This window comes from Vibrio frigidus, assembly GCF_042465995.1.
Lineage (GTDB): Bacteria > Pseudomonadota > Gammaproteobacteria > Enterobacterales > Vibrionaceae > Vibrio.
Window position 1 is genome coordinate 61,290 of record NZ_JBCDMC010000004.1, and the last position, 22,357, is coordinate 83,646.

Here is a 22,357-nt window from a genome sequence, read left to right on the forward strand (position 1 = left end):
AATTGTTATTTGAAGATATAGCGGTTAACAATATTTTCTAAGTGTTCTTGACGGCCAGACTCTTTTGTTGGAGAAATATCATTGTCAACGGCAAACTGTGCCAATGCTTCTAGCGATAGATCACCACTAAGTATCTTCTTACCTAGGTTATCGTTCCATCCAGCATAACGCTTAGCGATATTTTCAGACAGAACATCATTCTCTATCATAGCCGCGGCTTTCTCTAGTGAAAGCGCCATTGTATCCATGCCTCCAATGTGGCCGTGGAACAAATCTTCACCGTTAATTGATGGACGGCGAACGTGGGCATCAAAGTTCAAACCACCGGTTGTGAATCCACCAGCCTTTAGAATTTCATACACAATTAAGGTATTTTCTTCCACACTATTTGGGAATTGGTCTGTATCCCAACCTAACTGTGGGTCACCACGGTTTGCATCGATAGAACCGAAAAGTCCAAGAGAGGTTGCGGTTGCAACTTCGTGTTGGAAGCTATGTCCCGCCAATGTAGCGTGGTTTGCCTCGATGTTCATTTTGACTTCATTCTCTAAGCCAAACTGCTTTAAGAAGCCATAAACGGTGGCTGTATCGTAGTCATACTGATGCTTCGTTGGCTCTTGAGGTTTAGGCTCGATAAGGATAGTGCCTTTAAAGCCAATTTTATGTTTATGCTCAACAACCATTTGCATTAGACGACCGAGCTGTTTGCGTTCTTGGCGAAGGTCGGTGTTTAGTAACGTCTCATAACCCTCTCGGCCACCCCAAAGAACATAATTCTCACCACCTAATCGCTTAGTTGCAGCCATTGCATTGAATATTTGAGTGGCAGCATAAGCAAAGACTTTAGGGTCAGGGTTTGACCCCGCTCCTGCCATATAGCGCGGATTAGAGAAGGCATTCGCCGTACCCCATAGTAGTTTTAGGCCAGTCTCAGACTGTTTTTGTTCTAGTATGTCTACCATTTGCGCGAAATTGTTTACATACTCCTTGATTGAATTACCTTCAGGTGCAACGTCAGTATCGTGGAAACAGTAATACGGCACATCTAATTTTGAGAAAAATTCAAACGCGGCATCCGCTTTCATTCTTGCCATTTCTAGCGCGTCGCCACTTTTTAACCATGGACGATCAAATGTGCCAGCGCCAAAAACGTCAGACCCTGGCCAGCAGAAGTTATGCCAATAACATGCTGCAAAGCGTAAGTGATCTTTCATGGACTTGCCGAGAATCATCTTATCTTTGTCATAATGGCGGAAAGCGAGAGGATTCGATGTTTCGTTTCCTTCGAATTTAATTGTACTTACATTTTTAAAGAATTCAGTCATAGCTTTTATTTCCAATATAATAGTGAACCATGTTCGCAGTTAATCATTGGCTTTTTACTGAATTCATTCAATTATGATATTTGATAGTAAAATTCAGCTATTTGTTTTGTGTGGGCTACCTCTCAAAATATCGGCCATATTTATCGATAAATTTAATAAGAATGTTCATATTTTATTGACATAGAGAAACTGACAATATCTATCAGTTGCTATCAATTTGAACCTCATCACATAAGCAAAGTATTATAAAATGCGTATAAATAAATAAAGGAACAGGATTTTAGGTTGATAAATGGTGGGTTGATATGCTGAATTAAGATAATTTGAATTAATTATCGGGGAACCTTCATCAGAAATACATTTTTAATGCAACGGTTCGTATAGGCAGTATTAGCACTATTTTGATTAGGATTAGCGTATGCTGTGTAAAAATGAAATAAGGTAAACGAATAATGAATATTGCAAATTTTTAGAAGTGTGACCTCTAAGGCAGTAAAAATATATAAGACGAAGTCGTAAAAGTATCAAAGTTAAAAAAACCGTACCAATAACGGCGAAAGGTCGTGTATACGACATTAATAGGTGTAATCTAACGTGTTTATTACATGTTTTAATTAAATATAAGTGTGATGCTCATTTATCAATATTATATTTAGTCTGTTTTTTTAAGCTGGATCACAATAGATTAACAAAACCAAAAAACATAAAAACAAAAAGAAATCTGCCAAAAGAAGTCCAGAACGAGTTGTTCTAAAGTCTAGTTAAATTCACCAGTACTTGTGGATTTTACCTACATCTAACGTGATACAAAGGACAGTAGAATGAAAAAGATAATAACCCTTATATGCGCAGTGTTAATAATAATCAGCGCGCCAGTATTCGCAAAATCTGTAAAAATCGGTATGGTTATCGATGACTTACGTTTGGAGCGTTGGCAGAAAGATAGAGATATTTTTGTCGAGACAGCCGAAAAACTAGGTGCCAAAATTTATGTTCAATCCGCAAATGGTAATGAGCAAACTCAGATTTCACAGATAGAGAATATGATTTCTCGCGGTGTTGATGTGCTTGTCATTATTCCAACCAATGGTGAAGTACTTTCAAACGTTATTAAAGAAGCTAAACGAGATGGTATTAAAGTGCTGGCATATGATCGCCTAATTAGTAACGCTGATATCGATTTCTACTTGTCATTTGATAACGAAAAAGTAGGTGAAATGCAGGCTAAAGCACTAATAGCGGCTAAACCAACGGGTCGTTATTTCCTAATGGGTGGCGCGCCAACAGATAATAACGCGAAGTTATTCCGTAAAGGTCAGATGAATATTCTTCAACCTAGCATTGATTCAGGCGATATCAAGGTTGTTGGTGACCAGTGGGTTGACTTCTGGCTAGCTGAGAACGCGTTAAAAATAATGGAAAATGCTTTAACAGCAAATGATAATAATATTGACGTGGTTGTGGCTTCTAATGACTCAACAGCGGGTGGCGCGATTCAAGCACTAGATGCACAGGGCCTTGCAGGAAAAGTACTTATTTCTGGTCAAGATGCTGATTTAGCCGCCGTTCGTCGTATTGCAAACGGTACGCAAACAATGACGGTTTACAAACCTATCGTCGCGTTAGCTCAACGAGCGGCAGAAATCGCGGTTGTTCTGGCTAATGACGATGCGCCTCGTATGAATTCTAAATTAAACAATGGAATGAAAGAGGTAGACGCATGGTTATTAGACCCTATTGCAGTTGATGCAAAAAACCTTAAGCAAACCGTTATTGCCGATGGTTTCCACGCAGAAAAAGATGTTTATCAATAATCGACTTAGGCGTTAAGGGTTACCTTAGCGCTTCTTCCATTAGGAGTGATTTGTATGTCTTCTCCATTACTAGAGATGCACGGTATCGTAAAATGCTTTGGCCCTGTTAAGGCGTTAGACGGGGTAAGCATTCGCTTAGAAAAAGGTCAAATTTTATCCCTGTGTGGTGAGAATGGATCTGGAAAGTCGACATTGATGAAGGTGCTTTGTGGTATCTACCCTCATGGTGATTACCAAGGCGAAATTATTTATCAAGGCGAAAAATTAGAACCCAAAAACATTTCAGATACCGAAGACTTAGGTATCGCAATAATCCACCAAGAACTAACCATGGTTAAAGAGCTAAGCATTTTAGAAAACCTCTTTTTAGGTTCTGAGCTTTGTAAGTATGGTGTGATGGATTATGAACTTATGCATTTTGAAGCAGAAACTTTGCTAGAGAAAGTAAAGTTGTCTGTTTCGCCAGAAACAAAAGTGGGCGACTTAGGGGTAGGGCAGCAACAGTTGGTTGAGATTGCTAAGGCCATGTCTAAAAACGCTAAATTACTTGTGCTTGATGAACCAACAGCACCACTGACCGAATCTGAAACTGAAATTTTATTGGACTTGGTTAAAGACCTACGCGATTCCGGTGTAAGTTGCATCTACATATCCCACAAGCTTGGCGAAGTAAAAGCGATATCCGATCACATCTGTGTGATTCGTGATGGGACGCATATTGGTACACGAGAAGCGAGTAATATGACCACCGACGATATCATCACTATGATGGTGGGACGCGAAATGAAGCAGTTGTTCCCAAGAGAAGAGCATGACATTGGTGAGGTGGTTCTCGAGGTCAAGAATGTGAAGGCGTGGGATAAAGCGAACTCCAGCATCCCTAAAGTACGCGACGCCAGTTTTAATTTAAGAAAAGGCGAGATACTGGGCGTTTCTGGCTTGGTCGGCGCGGGTCGAACCGAATTGATGGAATGCTTATACGGTTGTTATTTAGGTAAGCATGAGGGGCAGTTCTTTCTCAATGGAGAGCGACTTAAAACATCGACCAGTCGTGACGCCCTGGAGGCCGGAATTGCAATGGTACCGGAGGATCGAAAACGTAACGGTATCATTCCTATCATGAGTGTAGGCCAGAACATATCATTGGCTGCCATCGATCAATTTAGTGTTGGCGGTATGGTTGATGACACCTTAGAGGCGATTGCAATTGAAGAGGCGGTTAAAAAGCTGACGGTTAAGACACCGAATACCGATACGGCGATAAAAAACCTTTCTGGTGGTAATCAACAAAAGGCTATCTTAGCGCGATTTTTGATGGTTAACCCGAGCGTTCTCATTCTTGATGAACCCACCCGTGGCATCGATGTTGGCGCGAAATATGAGATTTATAAACTGATGTTTAAACTGGTTAAGAGCGGCATTAGTATCATTATGGTTTCTTCTGAACTGCCTGAAGTATTGGGCATAAGTGATCGAGTTCTTGTTATGCATGAAGGTGTTATCAAGGGTGATTTGGTCAACGAAAATTTAACTCAAGAAATTATTATGGATTGTGCTTTATCAGAAGGAGTAGCAGCATGATTGAGCAATCTAGTGAACTGAAAAAAGAGAACGGTATGAGTGTAATAGCGAAACTTAAGACCATGAATATACAGCTAATCGTTATGATTGCGGCTATCGTGTTTATTATGTTGTTCTTTAGTGTGATGACGGAATGGAGTTATCTGACCCCACGTAATATATCTAACCTTTTTAGACAAACAGCCATTACAGGCATCCTTGCCATTGGTATGGTGTTCGTTATTATCAGTGGTGAAATCGACCTTTCTGTTGGCTCCATGATGGGGTTGTTGGGCGGCGTTGCCGCTATTCTAGATGTCTGGTTTGGACTGCCGTTACCGATCACCATTGTGATTACGCTTGTTGCCGGATTTGCATTGGGTATGTGGAATGGTTGGTGGGTTGCTTATCGAAAAGTGCCTTCGTTCATCGTTACTTTAGCTGGGATGCTAGCGTTCCGAGGTATTTTAATTGGTATTACCGATGGTACAACCGTCGCACCAACCTCTGATGCCATGTCTATTATCGGTCAGAGCTATCTACCGAATATGGTTAGTTTAATCATTGGTATTGGCTGTTTATCGGCGTATTTTGCCTGGCAAAAAAAGCACAACGGAATGCGCAAGAAGTACAACCTAGCGGTTGCGAGTACTCAATCTACGGTAACAAAAAGTGCGTTAATTGGTATTGCAGTGCTTACGATTATTTTCTTATTGAATGATTACCGTGGTGTTCCAACACCAGTATTAATGCTGACCTTTTTCTTAATTGTGGGGACTTTCATCGCGACGAAATCTCGGTTCGGTCGTCGTATCTATGCGATTGGCGGCAATATTGATGCGAGTCGTTTATCCGGTATCAACGTAGAGAAAACGAAATTATCTGTATACGCAATGAATGGTCTTCTGGTTGCGGTTGCTGCCTTGATCTTGAGTTCTCGATTGGGCGCTGGTTCGCCATCTGCTGGGAACATTGCTGAATTAGATGCGATTGCCGCTTGCGTTATCGGTGGTACTAGCATGGCGGGTGGTGTCGGTACGGTTATTGGTGCGGTTATTGGTGCTTTTATTATGGCATCACTTGATAACGGTATGAGTATGATGGATGTTCCGACTTTTTGGCAATATATCGTTAAAGGCGGAATCTTATTACTTGCGGTTTGGATGGATAGTGCCACCAAGCAAAAACGTTAATAATCTATAATGAAAGAGTGAACGACCCTTAACTCTTTTTACCGCCTCTCCACTCAATTTCTTTTCTTTGGGTGGGTAGGCGGTTTATTCCATACGATATTCTTGTATTAATAGGTTCTTTCCTACCGACTCTTTCTTTTTCCCAAAAATAAAGGCCAATGTGATTAGCATTTGGCCTTCTATTGAATAATATTAACTTAATTTAGAGTGGAACGTATTTCTTTTATTCTGCTGTTATTGCATTATCCCGAAATTCTTTTGGCGTCTTCTCTAGGTTCTTTTTAAATACGGTATACATGTATTGTAAAGATGGGTAACCAGATAGCTCTGAGATCTCTAGTATCGGGAGAGTGGTCTCCGCCAATAAGTTGCAGGCCCTCTTTAGTTTTGAATTATGAATCTCTTGATGAATGGAGTGGCCTCGCTCTTCTCTAAACCTCGCTTCCATATTAGAGCGTGAAATACCCACACAACCGAGTACCTGATCAACCTTAATACCTTTGCAGGCATTGTGACGAATATAATGCATAGCCTGAATGACATATGGGTCTTTTAGTGCTTGAAAGTCAGTGCTTTGTCTTTCGAATACCTTGGTCGGTGGAATCAAAACCCGAGCATGTTTAAGAACTTGATTGACGGGTTTTTCTTTATCTTTTGCCAATAACAGTTTATGCAGTATCTTCGCTGAACGATAGCCCATCTCTTTGCAACCTTGACCGACGGAGCTTAGGGATACTCTTGTTAAATAGCGGGCTAACTCTTCATTGTCTATGCCAATCACGGAGACTTTATCCGGGACCATAATGTTCAATTGTTCGCATACTTGTAATAGATGACGAGCGCGAGAATCGGTAACGGCAATAATACCCGTTGGGGTAGGTAACCTCTGTAACCAATCTGCGAGGCGATTCATATCGTATTGCCAAGTCTCTGGTGAGGTTTCATTTCCGCGATAGATTGATCCGCTATAACCTTCTCTTTCTACGATCTTTTTAAACGATAATTCACGCTCTTGTGCCCACCGTTTTCCTGAATTTGTGGGAATTCCGTATAAAGCAAAATTCTCTAATCCTTTTTCACGCAGGTGCTGAAACGCCAGCTCTACAAGCGCATTGTTGTCGGTAGCCACATAAGGGATATTGGGATATTGGGATGGTTCAGTATAGGAGCCGCCTACGCCAACAACTGGAATATCGGTGCCTTTGAGTCTGTCCACTACATCAGGATTATCAAAATCTGCAATAATTCCGTCGCCTCTCCATGCTTCAAAGTTATCGAGATGGGTGACGAAATCCTCTTCAAGAAAGATGTCCCATTCGCACTGTGAAGCTTGCAGGTATTCTCCAATGCCTTCAATGACCTGACGATCGTAAACTTTATTGGCATTAAAAAGCAGTGTAATTCTAAAGCGCTTATCCATAAGTTATCTTTACCGTTATTGAAAACGATGATGAGTGTAACAAGCAAATTCTCATTAGCGTGTGATCTACAACTCACTCGTTAAATCAGAGAACATAACTAATAAAAAACGTAATTGAGGGAACCTCGCTTCAAGAACATGATGAGTGTAGGAAAAACGTTATTTTAAACAAAAATCTACGCGAATAATCACAACGGTGAAGACGGCTATATCGAGTGAACGTAAACAGAGGCAGAACATATGTATATTGGAATTGATTTGGGTACATCTGGAGTTAAAGTTATTCTCCTTGACGACAATGACGTCATTATTGCATCACAAACAGAGGCGTTGACCGTTTCTCGGCCTAAAGATCTATGGTCGGAACAAAATGCTCAGGATTGGTGGGATGCAACCAATACTGCCATGTTAAAGCTGCAGAAGCAGACGGATCTTACTAAAGTCAAAGCCATTGGGTTATCAGGGCAAATGCACGGTGCGACCTTGCTTGATAAAGAAGGTGAGTTGTTAAGGCCTGCCATTTTATGGAATGATGGTCGTTGTTTTGAGGAGTGTTTACAGCTTGAAACATTGGTGCCAAATAGTCGCGACATTACCGGAAATATTATGATGCCAGGGTTCACTGCACCTAAATTGAAATGGGTAGCAAATTACGAGCCCGAAATATTTAGCAAGATAGATAAAGTGTTGTTACCTAAAGATTATCTACGTTACAAGATGTCTGGTGACTTCGCTTCAGATATGTCGGATTCGGCGGGCACAATGTGGCTAGACGTTGCTCATCGTGATTGGTGCGATGCGTTACTTGAGGCGACCGGTCTTACTAGAGAGCATATGCCCACATTGTATGAAGGTTGCGAAGTGACGGGTATGTTGTTAAACGAGTTGGCACAGCGTTGGAATATGCCTTGCGTTCCTATTGTAGCAGGTGCAGGAGACAATGCGGCAGGTGCTGTTGGCGTAGGGATTATTGAACCGGGTCAAGCGATGTTGTCGTTAGGGACATCCGGTGTCTATTTTGCTGTTAGCGATGGATTTTTATCTAACCCTGAATCCGCATTACACAGTTTCTGCCATGCATTGCCTAATACCTGGCATTCTATGTCGGTCACTTTAAGTGCCGCTTCGTGTTTAGATTGGGTTGCGAAACTAACAGGACAAGCGGACGTTGGCGTCATGTTAGAAGACGTGCAAGCTAATGCGGACGTAGGCTCTAAGGTTATTTTCTTACCTTATTTATCTGGTGAACGAACGCCTCATAATGATCCAAATGCCAAAGGAGTATTCTTCGGAATGACGCATTCAACCACTAAATCAGAGCTTGCACTTGCTGTTCTGGAAGGGGTTGGGTTTGCCTTCAAAGATGGGTTGGATGCACTTCATGCAACCGATTTGATACCGGAAGAAATTTCTCTTATTGGTGGTGGTGCGAGAAGTGCTTATTGGCGTCAAATGCTTGCAGATATTTTTGGGATGAGATTGGTTTATCGTTCTGGTGGTGAAGTAGGGCCTGCGCTTGGTGCGGCGCGTTTAGCGCGTTTAGGCACTGCAAAGAACGTCAACATAGCCGATGTTTGCCCTGTGCCAGAGCTGGTACAAGTCCACGAACCGGATTTAGAAAAACATAATCTTTATGAGAAAAGGCGAGAAACGTATAAAGAACTATATCAGCAATTGAAAACGCTTTTTTAAGGTTGTATTTCAGAATGTTCTGTTTTTCAGTCCATGAGAGAGGGAACATATATCGACTAAATGCCATTATGGGTGGTGTTTTAAATGCTATTCAACTACATGAAATTGAAGAACTTATCAGAAGAGTATTTTTTAAAATAAATGTTTAAAAACATGAATGGCATCGAAGTAACGAAATAAAAAATAAAGCATTATGTCGACGCCTTAAATATTTAAATAACAACAAAAGGTAATTGCGCTAAGGCGCAGATTGGCAAAGCGGACCATTCGTTATCGGGGGGCGATTATTGATGGTAACGCTTTGCTTTTTTTTATCCTTAGAAACAAAAAACGCTCAGGTTTATCTGGCATTTATCAGATAAACCTGAGCGTTTTCAAATAAGTGATATCGTTATAGAACGGTGATGACATCTGTTGTTGCAAGGCGTGCTTTAGGCTGACTGTGATTATAGTCTTCAACATCTTTGTGATAGCCCATCGCCAGAGCGACATCTACTACAAAGCCATCCAGTTCGTCTTTAAATATTTCACCAATAAGTTGCGCATCAACCCCTTCCATCGGTGTAGAGTCGATACCTAAACGAGCAAGAGTGTGCAAAGTATTACCTAAAGCAATATATGTCTGCGCTTTGGTCCAATGACCGTTAAAGCCTGCTTCATCTGTGTTCATTTCTGCAAATGTGAAACCACCGTTTAGCATGTTGTCATACATTTCTGCAGGTAGGTGACCAGAGCTCACTTCTATATCCACTACTTTACGGTACTGGTCTTTTGTAAAACGAGGGTTGTAGGCGAACAATACGGTGTGTGACGCTTCTTTAGCGTGTGGTTGATTGAATTGGAAGTTGTTTTCAAATGAATCATGGAAACGTTGCTTAGCATTGTCACTTTCAATAACAATAAACTTCCAAGGTTGAGCGTTTATCGAAGAAGCAGACAAACGAATCGCCTCTTTTATAACGGTCATATCGTCAGATGAAATGCGCTTTGCTTCATCGTATTTTTTAGCCGTGTAACGGCTGTTGAGATCAGTAATAATTTGGTGAGTCATGTTCGGCTTCTCGTTAAGCAATTTGATGGGTGCATCGTAATGAGTTCAGCCATAGAAAAACAGTGCTCATCTTTCCAATCATTATGGGCATAATTACCCATAATGATGTTTAGCGTTTATATATGACGTTCTTTTGTTCAATTATGCTGGTTGACGTGTCGCGCAGATGACGATTTCACGAATACATACACCTTGTGGCTGTTGATAAGCGTATTCAACAGAACGAGCGATATCGTCAGCTTGAAGTGCGCCCCCCATAGACTCTTTCCAGTCTTGGTATCCATCAATGATGTCAGTCGATGAAGTATGAGAAAGCAATTCAGTTTCTACTGCGCCTGGAGCGATAGTCGTCACACGAACATTTGAGTTCGATACTTCTTCACGAACATTTTCTGAAATGGCGTGAACCGCGAATTTTGTTCCGCAATACGCGGCATGGTTGGGAAATGTTTTGCGACCAGCAATGGAACTGATATTGATGATTGTCCCACTTTGACGGGCTTTCATTGGTGCGAGAACCGCTTGCATGCCATTCATTAGGCCGATGACGTTGACGTCAAACATGGTTTTCCATTCTGCCGGGTCTTGCACATCTAATTCGCTCAATAGCATTACGCCTGCATTGTTAACAATACAATCTGTTGGACCATATATCGCTTCCGCTTTTGCTATAGCAGCTTCGAAAGAGGCTTTATCGGTCACATCTACTTTTGCACATAATGCATTAGGTAACCCAAGGGCTTCTAGACGGTCAATACGGCGTGCGATCAGTAATAACGGGTGGCCTGAGTTGCTTAAACGACGAGCAATTGCTTCACCAATACCAGAACTTGCACCTGTAATAACGACTAATTTTTTCATGATTTGCTCCAAGGCAATGAGTTAATAGACATTGAGAAACAACAAGTTCCTCGTTGTGATGGGCTTATATTAGGCCATTTGGTACTGTTGATATATAGGGCGTAGGTTTAAAGACTGTTGCATGTGTGCAACAATTTTTTGTCGGTTAGGCAAAGAACGATGATGGCGTTTTAGTGATGATCGTGTTCAAACTTTGTTAACACAAAATCAATTAAGGCCCTAAGTCTTTTGGGTTGATATTTGTCTTTATGGAAAATGGCAGAAAAAGGCGAATTTGGAACCTTCCAATTGGGGAATATCTCGACTAATTCACCGGACTCAATGGAATGCTTACAATACATTTCAGGCACTCGAATAATCCCGTTATTGTGTAGTGCGCCTGTTATCAACACTTTGCCATTTTTGCACAACAAATTGCCGTCGATAGTGACCTCATAGTGTTGGGTTGAATCATCTAACGATAGAAAACGCCATTTTTTCACTGAACCCGTTAAACATTTATGCTGGTTAAGATCTTTGGGGTGCAAAGGTAAGCCATGATTTTGTACATATTTAGGACTGGCTAAAGTTACCATATTGATATTCATGAGCTTTCTTGCTACGAACCCTGCATTTTCTAATTGTCCCATACGAAAAGCGATATCAAATTGGTCTTCGATTAAGTCAATTCGATGGCTACTAAAATCAAGATGTATATTGATCTCAGGATACAACGCCATGAATTCACTAATGTAGGGTGCAATGATTTCTTCACCAATGTATCCGCCAACGCAGTTAACTCGGATCAGCCCTCGTACATCATTGGTATCATCAACCGCAGCAATCAGCGCCTGGTCAATTTCATTCAGTGCTCCTTCACATTGTGCGAAAAAGGCTTCACCAGCCTGAGTTAAGCGCAGGGTTCTGGTCGTTCTAGTCAGTAAGCTCACGCCAATTTTAGCTTCTAGTGCGCTAATTTGTCGTGATACATGTGATCGAGAGACTTGCAGTGCTTCTGCAGCCTTAGTGAAATTACCTAATTGAGCAATGAGCACGAAAGATCGAATATCTGAAAGATTCACGTTATTAAGCATAAGGAAGATAACCTTGAAGAGTATTGTTGCCATGAGGAAATAGTTTTTCAGTATTGGCGCTATATATCAACAGAAAGTCTCTGGCGAGAGGAAATATTGAGAGTTAAAAGTGTCTTGTTAAAGAGAAGGTAGCCTGACAGTCGACATTGAAGCACAAAAAAATCACGCCTCAATGTCGAACCTCTTTGCCCATTGATGTCGCTACCATGGCAACCATATCAAGGGTCAGTTAATTTTACAGATGGGTATTAATTATACACAACCCGGCAATTGAACCTGTATCTCGCCATTTACGGATCGAACTGGGTAGGTTTCAAGTTGATATTCGGGCGCTTCTAGGCATTCTCCGGTTACTAGGTGAAAATGTTGTTTATACAATGGCGATGCGACATAAGGTTGGCCTTCAATCGAGCCAATAATGCCTCGGGATAAAATAGATGCTTTGCCAATTGGGTCATAGTTGGCTATTGCGTAAAGCTTATTGGTACGTTTGCAATTAAAAATTGCGACGTGTTTATCGTCTACTAGTGCGCAGCTACCAACATTTGGCGGGAGATCTTGTTCTTTGCAAATAGATTTCCAGTTACTCATATCTCAATTCCTTACATTTTGGATTCTTTCTTAGCATGATGGTTGTTATTCCACTTCCACTATCTCTATTTTTTGTTCAACGACAGGTTTTGGGAATCGCTGCGCACGTAAAGAAACAAATTGAAGGTTCTCGTCTCGTTGATCACTATTAATAAAATGGCTGAATCGTTTAAGTTTTTGTGGCGATGCTAAGGTGGTTTTCCATTCACACTGGTAGTTTGCAACGCTATAGGCCATCTCTTTTTCAAGCTCATCACACACACCGATTTTGTCTTCGATAACCACTTGTTTGAGGTAGCCGATACCACCTTCAAGGTTTTCTAACCAAACGGATGTGCGTTGCAGACGGTCGGCTGTACGGATATAGAACATCAATACTCGGTCGATATATTTAATTAGTGTACTGTCGTCGAGGTCTGTTGCGAACAAGTCTGCATGGCGTGGACGCATGCCGCCATTACCACATACATAAAGGTTCCAACCATTCTCTGTCGCAATAATACCGATATCTTTTGATTGAGCTTCTGCACACTCTCGAGTACAACCAGAAACCCCAAACTTGATTTTGTGTGGTGCGCGCAATCCCTTGTAGCGGTTTTCTAAGTCAATAGCGAAGCCAACGCTATCTTTGACTCCGTAACGACACCACGTGTTGCCAACGCAAGATTTAACCGTTCGAAGAGACTTTCCATAGGCGTGTCCAGTTTCAAATCCAGCATCAACCAGTTTCGTCCATATGGCAGGTAGGTCGTTCAATTGTGCACCAAATAAGTCGATACGTTGACCTCCGGTCACTTTTGTATACAGGTCAAACTCTTTGGCAACTTCGCCAATTACTATTAACCCATCCGGTGTGATTTCTCCGCCAGCGATACGAGGCACAACAGAATACGTGCCATCTTTCTGCATGTTACCGAGGTAAATATCGTTCGTGTCTTGGAGCTCCATGTGACGATTTTCAAGTACATAGTCGTTCCAAAAAGAGGCAAGGATTGAACCGACTGTTGGTTTGCAGATAGCACAACCTAAACCACCACCATGGCTTTCAAGTAGTGCGTCAAATGTTTTTATTTTGTTAATTCGAACAATATCGCTTAATTCCTGACGAGAGTAGGCGAAGTGTTCACAAAGGTTGTTGTTTACGACCACACCCAATTGAGCCAATTCACTATCTAAGACCTGCTTAGCCAGTGTCGCACAACCCCCACAACCCGTTGATGCATTGGTGCTTTCTTTAAGCTGGGCCATGGTCACGCAACCAGAAGACACCGCTGCTTTGATATCGCCTTTGGTGACATCAAAGCAGGAACAAATAACCGCGGTATCCGGTAATGCATTGATACCCATAGCCGGTGACCCATCATCAATAACATTAGGTAAAATCAACACAGAAGGATTTGAAGGTAATGACATGTCGTTTTGTTTTATTTGTAATAGAGTGCCATAGGCATTGGCGTCTCCCACTAATACGGCCCCAACGATTTTTGTCCCATCTTCTGAAATGATTAGGCGTTTATACACTTGCTCTATTTCGTCGTTATAAGTAAAAGATTGTGCACCTTCTGTCTTACCGTGTACGTCACCGATACTAGCCACATCAACACCAAGCAATTTCAACTTGGTGCTCATATCTGCCCCAAGAAACGGAGAAGTTTGGCCACCTTCTGCCAATAAATGATTCGCGGCGACTTTGGCCATTTGGTAACCCGGGGCGACCAGACCAAAAATTTGATTTTGCCAAAGTGCACATTCACCAATGGCGTAGACATCTTCTAAGTTAGTTTGGCAAAAATTGTTGATCGTGATTCCACCACGTTCTCCTATGTCTATGTCAGCGCTTCTTGCGAGCTCATCTTGTGGGCGAATACCCGCGGAGAAAACAATCATGTCGGTTTCTACATGCGTACCATCGACGAAATTCATACGATAACGAGCCGTTTCACCGTCGACAATCTCAGTGGTTGCTTTCTCAGTATGAACAATGACACCCATATCTTCGATCTTGCGGCGAAGTAGCGCACCGCCGCCATCGTCAAGTTGCATGGCCATCAACCTTGGGGCAAATTCGACAACGTGTGTTTCTAGTCCGAGATTTTTAATCGCATTGGCCGCTTCAAGACCAAGTAGGCCACCACCAATAACCACACCAATTTTACTCTGCTTGCTTGATAGCTCTATAGCATCGAGGTCTTCAATAGTTCGGTATACAAAGCAGTGCTCTTGGTCATTACCCGGAATAGGCGGTACAAAAGGGTAAGAGCCTGTTGCTAAGACAAGTTTGTCGTAAGCTTCAATGCGACCACTGGCAGTAATAACCTGTTTATCAACGGTATTCAGTTTGGTCACTTTTTCATTGACGACATAGCTGACACCGTTTTCTTGGTAATAAGACTCGTCTGTCATCGCAAGATCTTGTGCTGTTTTACCCGTTAGATAGGAAGTCAGTTGTACTCGATCGTATGCAAGGCGAGACTCCTGGGAAAAAGTGATGATCTCAACGTCTCTTCGCTCAGATTGAATGAGGGTATCGATAAATTTGTGGCCAACCATTCCGTTGCCTACAACGATAATTCTTTGCTTGCTCATAATTACATTCCTGATTCAAAAATTACTAAATACTTACCGTTATTGCGATGTTGTAAACTACGCGGATAGTTTTAAATTTTCTTCAGAGTTATCTTCATCAATAACCCGTTCTGTTCGCTGTTCTAGCCATTGTATTTGCTGGCTTATAGAGACCACTTTCCCGATGATAATCAAGGCCGGTGATTGGATTTGATTGTTCTGCATCATTTGCTCAAGCTCACCAAGTTCGCCAGTAAAGACTCGCTGCTTAGGAGTGCAACCATTCTCAATAAAGGCCGCAGGGGTATTGCTTGGTAACCCTCCTTCAATCAGCCGGTTGCTTATCAGTCTGGATTTGCTTAAGCCCATATAAATAACGAGTGTTTGATTGAGTTTTGCTAATGCAGACCAATTTAAATCAAGTTGCTTGTCGGCATGGGCGGTAATGAATGTACAACCTTGTGCTAATCCACGGTGAGTTAAGGGGATGTTTGCGTAAGTAGCACATCCTGAGGCGGCGGTAATACCGGGTATCACGTTGACTTGGATACCTTTTTGAGTAAGTAGTAGCATCTCTTCGCCACCTCTGCCGAAGATAAATGAGTCGCCACCTTTAATGCGACATATGTTTTTACCTTGTAAAGCGTGCTCGACTAAAAGCTGGTTTATGTCGTTTTGAGTTGCGCTGTGCAGACCTTTCGCTTTTCCGACATAAAGGGTTTCAGCATGCTGAGGAAATGTTGCCCGAATAGCTTCGCTGACGAGATTGTCGAAAATGATCAGCTCCGCTTGCTCAATCGCTCGTGCGGCTTTTACCGTCAACAAATCAGGGTCGCCTGGGCCAGCTCCAACGAGTGTTACCGTGCCTATTTTTGAGCAATGTCTATTCATTATCCTGACTCCCACATTAAATTCATACATAACTTAGAACCTTGTGAATAGCCCACTGCAATATGGGTGCCCGAATGATGCGGAATTGTTAATAAATATTTTTAATTCATATTAAACAAATAGTTATTAACAATTAGTTCAGTTGTCATGTCTGATTTGATAGACGTGTTATCTGTTTTTTTTCTATGAATTGATTCGTTATGGTGCAAAAGGCTGTGTAGTAGTGCAAAAGATACTGAAAAGTGTATTGCTATTACAAAAATAGGACTACTACTTTAGAGGTATTGTTTGGTATAACTTATTAATAATATAGAATAAAAAATTTAAAATAACGCGATATGTGTAGTTGGTTCGTATGTTGCTACGTAATGACTAATAGTAAGTAATTTTATTAAGGTTAGGGGCGATGATGACTCAGGTTAATGACGGTTGGATTAAATCTACTTGTGCGTATTGTGGGGTCGGTTGTGGTATCGAAGCTCGACCAAAATTATCTGGGGAATTGGAAGTTCGCGGAGATAAAGCTCACCCCGCTAACTTCGGGAAACTCTGCACAAAAGGTATCGCACTTGGAGACACGGTAATACAAGATGGTCGCTTACTAACTCCGATTGATAATAGTGTTGAAGGTGGAAAGTCATTGGATTGGGATACGGCTACATCTCTGGTAGCGGCTAAATTTGCACAGGCAATTGAAACGTATGGCCCGGATTCTGTCGCTTTCTATGTATCAGGACAATTACTTACTGAAGATTATTACGTTGCCAATAAGCTTGTAAAAGGATTTATGGGGACAGGGAATATAGATAGTAACTCACGTCTTTGTATGGCCTCTTCAGTAGTGGGTCACAAACGAGCATTTGGATCGGATACTGTACCTGTCTGTTATGACGATCTCGAAAAATCAGAACTTGTAGTGATTGTTGGATCAAATTTATCGTGGTGTCATCCGGTTTTATTTCAACGTTTGAGAGTAGCAAAACAGAACAACCCATCGCTAAAAATTGTTGTGGTCGATCCGCGAAAAACGGACACATGTTCGATTTCGGATGCACATTTGGCGGTTAAATCAGGCTCAGATGTCGCTCTTTTTAATGGTCTACTCCGTTTTTTATCCGAACATGATCACCTCGATTCTGCCTTTATTAATACTCACACTAACGGTTTTTTTCAAGCACTTGAGTTGGCTAAATTAGAGACAAATATCGAACGGACTACCGGTTTAACACGAGAGGAATTAGACTCTTTTTATCGGCAGTTTGCGCTCTCTAAAAAAGTCGTCACTGTCTATTCCCAAGGCGTAAATCAATCGAGTTTTGGCTCAGATAAGGTAAACAGTATTATTAATTGTCACCTTGCTACCGGTAAAATAGGTAAAGTAGGTAGTGGTCCTTTCTCAGTGACTGGGCAGCCGAATGCTATGGGGGGTAGGGAAGTAGGGGCGTTAGCCAATACTCTCGCCGCACATATGGAGTTTGAGAATCCAGAACATCTCGCTACGGTAAAACAGTTCTGGCAAACCGACGCGTTAGCAACCACACCGGGACTAAAAGCAGTGGATATGTTTGACGCGATGGCAGAAGGAAAAATTAAGGCCGTATGGATAATGGCAACCAATCCTGTTGTTAGCCTACCCGATAGTGAAAAAATCAAACTAGCATTAGAAACCTGCCCGTTTGTCGTCGTCTCCGACTGTATTGCCGACACGGAAACCACAAGGCTTGCCGATCTGGTTTTACCCGCCCAAGGTTGGAGTGAAAAATCGGGGACAGTCACCAATTCGGAACGACGGATATCTCGTCAACGTCGACTATTGCCAAGCCCTGGTATGGCAAAACCAGATTGGTGGATAATAAGCCAAGTAGGGCAGAAAATGGGCTTTCAAGAGGCGTTCAATTATCGCCATGAGGGAGAAGTGTTTCGTGAACATGCTCAGCTAACTACGCAGGGAAATAGAGCTGGTCAGCGAGATCTTGACCTGATTGGACTAACCCAATTGGATGATGAAGGCTATAGCCGTCTTGCACCACAACAATGGCCAGTAAAAACGCTTCAGACAGAGATTGTTGACCAACGTTTTTTTTCCAATGCTCAGTTTTTTACCGCTGATAAACGTGCGAGGTTCATTCCGGTTCAACATGCTTTCCCAAAAAGTAGTACCAGTAGAGCATTTCCATTGCTGTTGAACAGTGGACGTTCGAGAGATCAATGGCATACGATGACTCGAACAGGTCTATCCGCGCGATTGTCCGAGTATCGACCAGAACCCTATGTGTTGGTTCATCCAACTACCGCGGCGGAATTTCGTGTCAAAAATGGACAGTTAGCTAAGGTATCTAACTCCGTAGGAGAGTGCCAGGTTAAGGTTGAAGTTACGGACGATATGGCGTTACAACATCTTTTCATTCCCATTCATTGGAATAGCATTACCGCAAAAAATAGCAAACCGTGCGACCTCATCTCACCTCATACTGATTCTTTTTCAGGCCAACCTGAATTCAAACATACACCCGTTACGATTTGCGGTTGCGAATACCAAAGCGGAGCGGTATTCGCTTCAAAGCAGCCAACCGACTTTAATGAACTTGATTATTGGTCGAGGCAAAAAATTGAAGGGGGATACCTGTACAGAATAGAGTCTTCACTTTCTGTTTATGAGCTCTCCCAGTGTTTAAAAGAAAAATTAATTGATGTCGGTGGGAGAACGCTAAGCGTTGAGACGGGCATTGTTGGTACACAACATAAATTTGCTACTACTAGCCAATATGGGTTATCCCAATTGGTCCTGATTCAAGCGGATATAAAAGAGTGGCACATAAACAATCTAGTATCGGATTTTAACAACCCATTCGATACAGAAGCTGAATTAGCTTTTCTAGGGAAAAAGAGTGCGTAAAGGCATTTCCCTCAAGGACATACACCGCAGACCATACCTTTTTCTTAAGGACATACACCGCAGAAAACCTACACGTTTATCATATGTACAAACATGTAGCAGCATTAATTTGAGTTTGTTTTAGCTGGCTAACAGCACGTATTGTCGTTATTTGTTAAAACAAGTAAAAATGAAGGTTTTTTGGACGAGTTAGGTTACATAGGAATTAAGCGTTGTGGTAGTGGTGTGATTAGCGCGCTGTATCAATTGATATCTAGTTGTAAAGCGCATGTGCGTTTTCGTTTGTTCAGGTGATTATGTTTTCTAAGACCTGAATAACTTCCAACCAATGTGACTCGTTTATTTTCAATACTGGTACAAGCTCTCAACCAATTAGTCTGGGTTAGATTAAGTCGTTTAAGTATCGGGGGTAGTGTTGCGGAAATCGTTGCTTTATCTTCTCTAAGCTGTCTTGCACTCCAATCGACTAACTCTATATAATCTATAAGTCTAAACGGGATACCTTTGAGCATTTCGTTGTTTGGGTTGCCTATGAAAACAGATAACCCCAGAGCCTTTTCCTGTTGATTATTTAATGCCTCTAACCTCGTCTTAATGGATGTGTATTCGGACGTTTCTAGCGTCTTATTTACTCCTGCTCTGATTGGGTTTAGGTCAACATAAGCCATAGCCGCAATAAGAGCTTGCTCATCCATTAGAGCTTGACTCTTAAATCGACTTTCCCAAAAGTGACCTTTGCAATGGTCTTCTTCATTGGCTCTACAGGCGATATCAAAATTTAGCTCTTTCATGAACCAACTCAAATTGCATAACCTAGTACGCCAAGTTCCTATGATATTTTCACAGATCTCGCTCTCTGCTTTACTTAACAGCTGATTTTGCTGCCATTTCAATATCAATGGTGGGAGTTTGTGTTCTTTGGACCAACGTTCTACCACTTTATGCATAGTAAGAGTTTTGGCTTCATTTTCGTCTACATGCAAAACTAGATGGTAGTGGTTGCTCATCACAGCATAAGCGCAAATATCAATACAGTATATCGATGCCAGTGTCTTGATTTTTTCTTCGATCCATCCTCTACGATGCTCATAACTTTTCCCCGATATTGAGTCTTCGCCACAAAGAAAAGAGCGCCGTACACAGCGTGATACACAATGATAATATTGAGTTGATTCTAAGCAAACGAGTTGATTTCTGGCCGTGGTCATAATTAACTCCAGATATAATAAATTACAATTGAAGTTAAACATTATGCGAATTAAAGATACTATTCAGGTGTTTGGTACATTAATGCCACAGATAGATCAAAGCATCATTCTTTAATAGTTCTTGTGGTGTATGTCCTTGATGAAAATTAACCCGATATCTTATCCAAAGTTGTTGTGCAGCTATCACAAAATATATCCATAAAGTCTTTTACTTCGGGCATGGTTTCAATAAGTTGCTCTATACGAGGGTCAAGGCCTTCTTTTACGTGTAAAAATTCGTCATTATGAAATCTAAGTTCATTCATGGTTTTAATGTAGGCAGAGAGGATATCGGCGGCTTTAACAATCGCCTTGTATTCAACATCTACATTTTTTTGGATAAGAAGATCAGAGAATTCGTCACGTAGGTCTTCGGGTAAGGTTTCTAGGCATTCTTGTTCTGCAATATCTTCGAGCTTTTTGAAAGCAGCAGTAAATTCCGGATTATGGTATTTGGTTTTGGAGTTGATGTCCTGAAGTTTTGTTTCTGAAATTTCATGATAAATAGCGACCACCGCCGCTTTCTCTGGACTTAAGTTTCCTCCATAACGTTTGTTTTTGATGACGACCAACAAATGGGCAATAACCGATACTTGATGGCAATGTTCAGAGACGTTTTCTTCCTGAAAACAGTGCATTAATGCCCAGCGTTTTATTAAAGGCATACGAGTTACCCATGCCATGAATGTACTTTGCTGTGGTTTCATTGATGATTCCCTTAACCGTTACAGAATTAGTGTGTGTTCCATTCTAATATTTGTATCAATGTTTATCCTAATCAGGTGTGTGTCCTGTTCCAAAGATATCTCGTTTAATTGAGTTAAAACGAAAAAGGCTCCCAATAAGGAGCCTTCAATCATAAATATTTTTATTGGCTATAGGTAGTTAAAAATCGTTCAAATCGACCAATGGCTATTTCTAAGTCTTCGACGTGCGGTAAGGTGACGATTCTAAAGTGATCCGGCTTAGGCCAGTTAAAGCCAGTGCCTTGTACCAAGAGTACTTTTTCTTGGACCAAGAAATCGAGAACCATTTTTTGGTCATCTTTAATGTTGTACATTTTGGTATCAATTTTAGGGAACAGATACATTGCGCCCTTTGGTTTGACACAGGTGATTCCCGGTATTTGAGTAATAAGATCGAAGGCTTTATCTCTTTGCTCTAGTAAACGTCCACCGGGTAGTATTAATTCATTAATACTCTGGTAACCACCTAACGCTGTCTGGATGGCGTGCTGCATTGGCACGTTGGCACACAGACGCATAGATGCGAGCATGTCTAGACCATCAATATAGCTTTTAGCGAGATGTTTTGGACCGGTTAAGAACATCCAGCCACTACGGAATCCGCATACGCGATAGGCTTTAGATAAGCCGTTGAAGGTCACCATTAAAACATCATCGGCTAGGCTCGCCATGGTGGTATGTGTAGCTCCATCGTAAAGGACTTTATCGTAGATCTCGTCAGCAAAGATGATCAGATTGTTTTGACGAGCGATTTCTATCACTTCGAGTAAAAAATCTCGGCTATAGACAGCACCCGTTGGGTTATTTGGGTTAATAAGAACAATTCCGCGTGTCTTTTTGTTGATTTTCTTTTTGATATCATCAAGATCAGGGTACCAATCAGATTCTTCATCGCATATGTAGTGAACCGGTGTTCCGCCTGAAAGCGATACACCTGCTGTCCACAATGGGTAATCTGGAGCGGGTACTAAAAGCTCATCACCGTTATTCAGTAACGCCTGCAAAGACATAACGATAAGTTCTGAAACACCGTTGCCAATATAGACATCTTCTACGTCTAAGCTGTGAATACCGCGGCGTTGATAATGTTGCACTACGGCTTTACGAGCGGAGTAGATACCTTTCGAATCGGTGTAACCTTGGGAAGTCGGTAAGTTGCGAATCACATCAACAAGAATTTCGTCGGGGGCATCAAATCCAAACGGGGCGGGATTTCCAATATTAAGCTTTAGAATATTATGACCTTCTTCTTCCATGCGTTTAGCATGTTTGAGCACTGGTCCTCTAATGTCGTAGCAGACATTATCGAGTTTTGATGACATCCCGATATTATACATGGTTCTATTCCCTTTAATTCTTATTTTACTTTATCAAATTACACCACTTTGTCGTTCCATAGTATAAAAATCTGTTATGAATTAACAGGATGTTA

Annotated in this window: 16 protein-coding genes; 5 read left to right on the forward strand and 11 right to left on the reverse strand. The window is 41.6% G+C overall.

The window, feature by feature from the left end; all coding sequences use genetic code 11:
- Positions 1–5: 5 nt before the first annotated feature.
- Positions 6–1,325 carry a xylose isomerase gene (xylA, locus tag AACW90_RS07940; protein ID WP_390232986.1) on the reverse strand — a complete coding sequence of 440 codons (1,320 nt, stop codon included), beginning with the start codon at positions 1,323–1,325 and terminating at the stop codon, positions 6–8.
- Positions 1,326–2,146: 821 nt separating this feature from the next.
- On the opposite strand from xylA, the gene xylF reads away from it, so the two are divergent.
- From xylF to AACW90_RS07955, 3 genes are read left to right on the forward strand one after another with little or no spacing between them, the layout of a single operon-like run.
- Entirely contained in the window at positions 2,147–3,139 is a 993-nt protein-coding gene (gene xylF, locus AACW90_RS07945) for a D-xylose ABC transporter substrate-binding protein (protein ID WP_390232988.1), read from the forward strand.
- Positions 3,140–3,193: 54 nt separating this feature from the next.
- Entirely contained in the window at positions 3,194–4,720 is a 1,527-nt protein-coding gene (locus tag AACW90_RS07950) for a xylose ABC transporter ATP-binding protein (protein WP_390232990.1), read from the forward strand.
- Positions 4,717–5,892 carry a sugar ABC transporter permease gene (locus AACW90_RS07955; RefSeq protein ID WP_390232992.1) on the forward strand — a complete coding sequence of 392 codons (1,176 nt, stop codon included), beginning with the start codon at positions 4,717–4,719 and terminating at the stop codon, positions 5,890–5,892. Before AACW90_RS07950 ends, AACW90_RS07955 begins: the two co-directional genes overlap by 4 nt.
- 223 nt (positions 5,893–6,115) lie before the next feature.
- On the opposite strand, the gene AACW90_RS07960 is transcribed toward AACW90_RS07955, so the two are convergent.
- A complete protein-coding gene (locus AACW90_RS07960; RefSeq protein WP_390232994.1) occupies positions 6,116–7,312 on the reverse strand; it encodes a XylR family transcriptional regulator in 1,197 nt (398 codons plus the stop codon).
- A 240-nt stretch (positions 7,313–7,552) separates the two neighbouring features.
- Between AACW90_RS07960 and xylB the strand changes: the two genes are divergently transcribed.
- A complete protein-coding gene (xylB, locus tag AACW90_RS07965; RefSeq protein ID WP_390232996.1) occupies positions 7,553–9,004 on the forward strand; it encodes a xylulokinase in 1,452 nt (483 codons plus the stop codon).
- A 391-nt stretch (positions 9,005–9,395) separates the two neighbouring features.
- Here xylB and AACW90_RS07970 read toward each other — a convergent pair whose 3' ends face one another.
- The 6 genes from AACW90_RS07970 to cobA all read right to left on the reverse strand — a co-directional run bounded on the left by AACW90_RS07970 (position 9,396) and on the right by cobA (position 16,036).
- A complete protein-coding gene (locus tag AACW90_RS07970; RefSeq protein ID WP_390232998.1) occupies positions 9,396–10,055 on the reverse strand; it encodes a nitroreductase family protein in 660 nt (219 codons plus the stop codon).
- A gap of 141 nt (positions 10,056–10,196) precedes the next feature.
- Entirely contained in the window at positions 10,197–10,916 is a 720-nt protein-coding gene (locus AACW90_RS07975; protein ID WP_390233000.1) for an SDR family oxidoreductase, read from the reverse strand.
- A 170-nt stretch (positions 10,917–11,086) separates the two neighbouring features.
- Complete coding sequence (locus tag AACW90_RS07980) at positions 11,087–11,989, reverse strand: LysR family transcriptional regulator (protein ID WP_390233002.1); 903 nt, start codon at positions 11,987–11,989, stop codon at positions 11,087–11,089.
- A 252-nt stretch (positions 11,990–12,241) separates the two neighbouring features.
- Entirely contained in the window at positions 12,242–12,580 is a 339-nt protein-coding gene (nirD, locus tag AACW90_RS07985) for a nitrite reductase small subunit NirD (protein WP_390233004.1), read from the reverse strand.
- A 45-nt stretch (positions 12,581–12,625) separates the two neighbouring features.
- Positions 12,626–15,166 carry a nitrite reductase large subunit NirB gene (gene nirB, locus AACW90_RS07990; protein WP_390233006.1) on the reverse strand — a complete coding sequence of 847 codons (2,541 nt, stop codon included), beginning with the start codon at positions 15,164–15,166 and terminating at the stop codon, positions 12,626–12,628.
- A 57-nt stretch (positions 15,167–15,223) separates the two neighbouring features.
- Positions 15,224–16,036, reverse strand: a complete 813-nt coding sequence (gene cobA, locus AACW90_RS07995; RefSeq protein ID WP_390233008.1) for a uroporphyrinogen-III C-methyltransferase — start codon at positions 16,034–16,036, stop codon at positions 15,224–15,226.
- Between the two features lie 409 nt (positions 16,037–16,445).
- Between cobA and AACW90_RS08000 the strand changes: the two genes are divergently transcribed.
- The gene (locus AACW90_RS08000; protein ID WP_390233537.1) at positions 16,446–18,932 is read left to right on the forward strand and encodes a molybdopterin oxidoreductase family protein; all 2,487 of its coding nucleotides are present in this window, start codon (positions 16,446–16,448) and stop codon (positions 18,930–18,932) included.
- A gap of 242 nt (positions 18,933–19,174) precedes the next feature.
- Here AACW90_RS08000 and AACW90_RS08005 read toward each other — a convergent pair whose 3' ends face one another.
- The 3 genes from AACW90_RS08005 to AACW90_RS08015 all read right to left on the reverse strand — a co-directional run bounded on the left by AACW90_RS08005 (position 19,175) and on the right by AACW90_RS08015 (position 22,262).
- Positions 19,175–20,140 carry a transposase gene (locus AACW90_RS08005; protein ID WP_390233009.1) on the reverse strand — a complete coding sequence of 322 codons (966 nt, stop codon included), beginning with the start codon at positions 20,138–20,140 and terminating at the stop codon, positions 19,175–19,177.
- Between the two features lie 146 nt (positions 20,141–20,286).
- Positions 20,287–20,886, reverse strand: coding sequence for a 5'-deoxynucleotidase (yfbR, locus tag AACW90_RS08010; RefSeq protein ID WP_195702626.1), 600 nt, complete (start codon positions 20,884–20,886; stop codon positions 20,287–20,289).
- Between the two features lie 161 nt (positions 20,887–21,047).
- Positions 21,048–22,262 carry a pyridoxal phosphate-dependent aminotransferase gene (locus AACW90_RS08015; protein WP_390233011.1) on the reverse strand — a complete coding sequence of 405 codons (1,215 nt, stop codon included), beginning with the start codon at positions 22,260–22,262 and terminating at the stop codon, positions 21,048–21,050.
- Positions 22,263–22,357 lie beyond the last annotated feature (95 nt).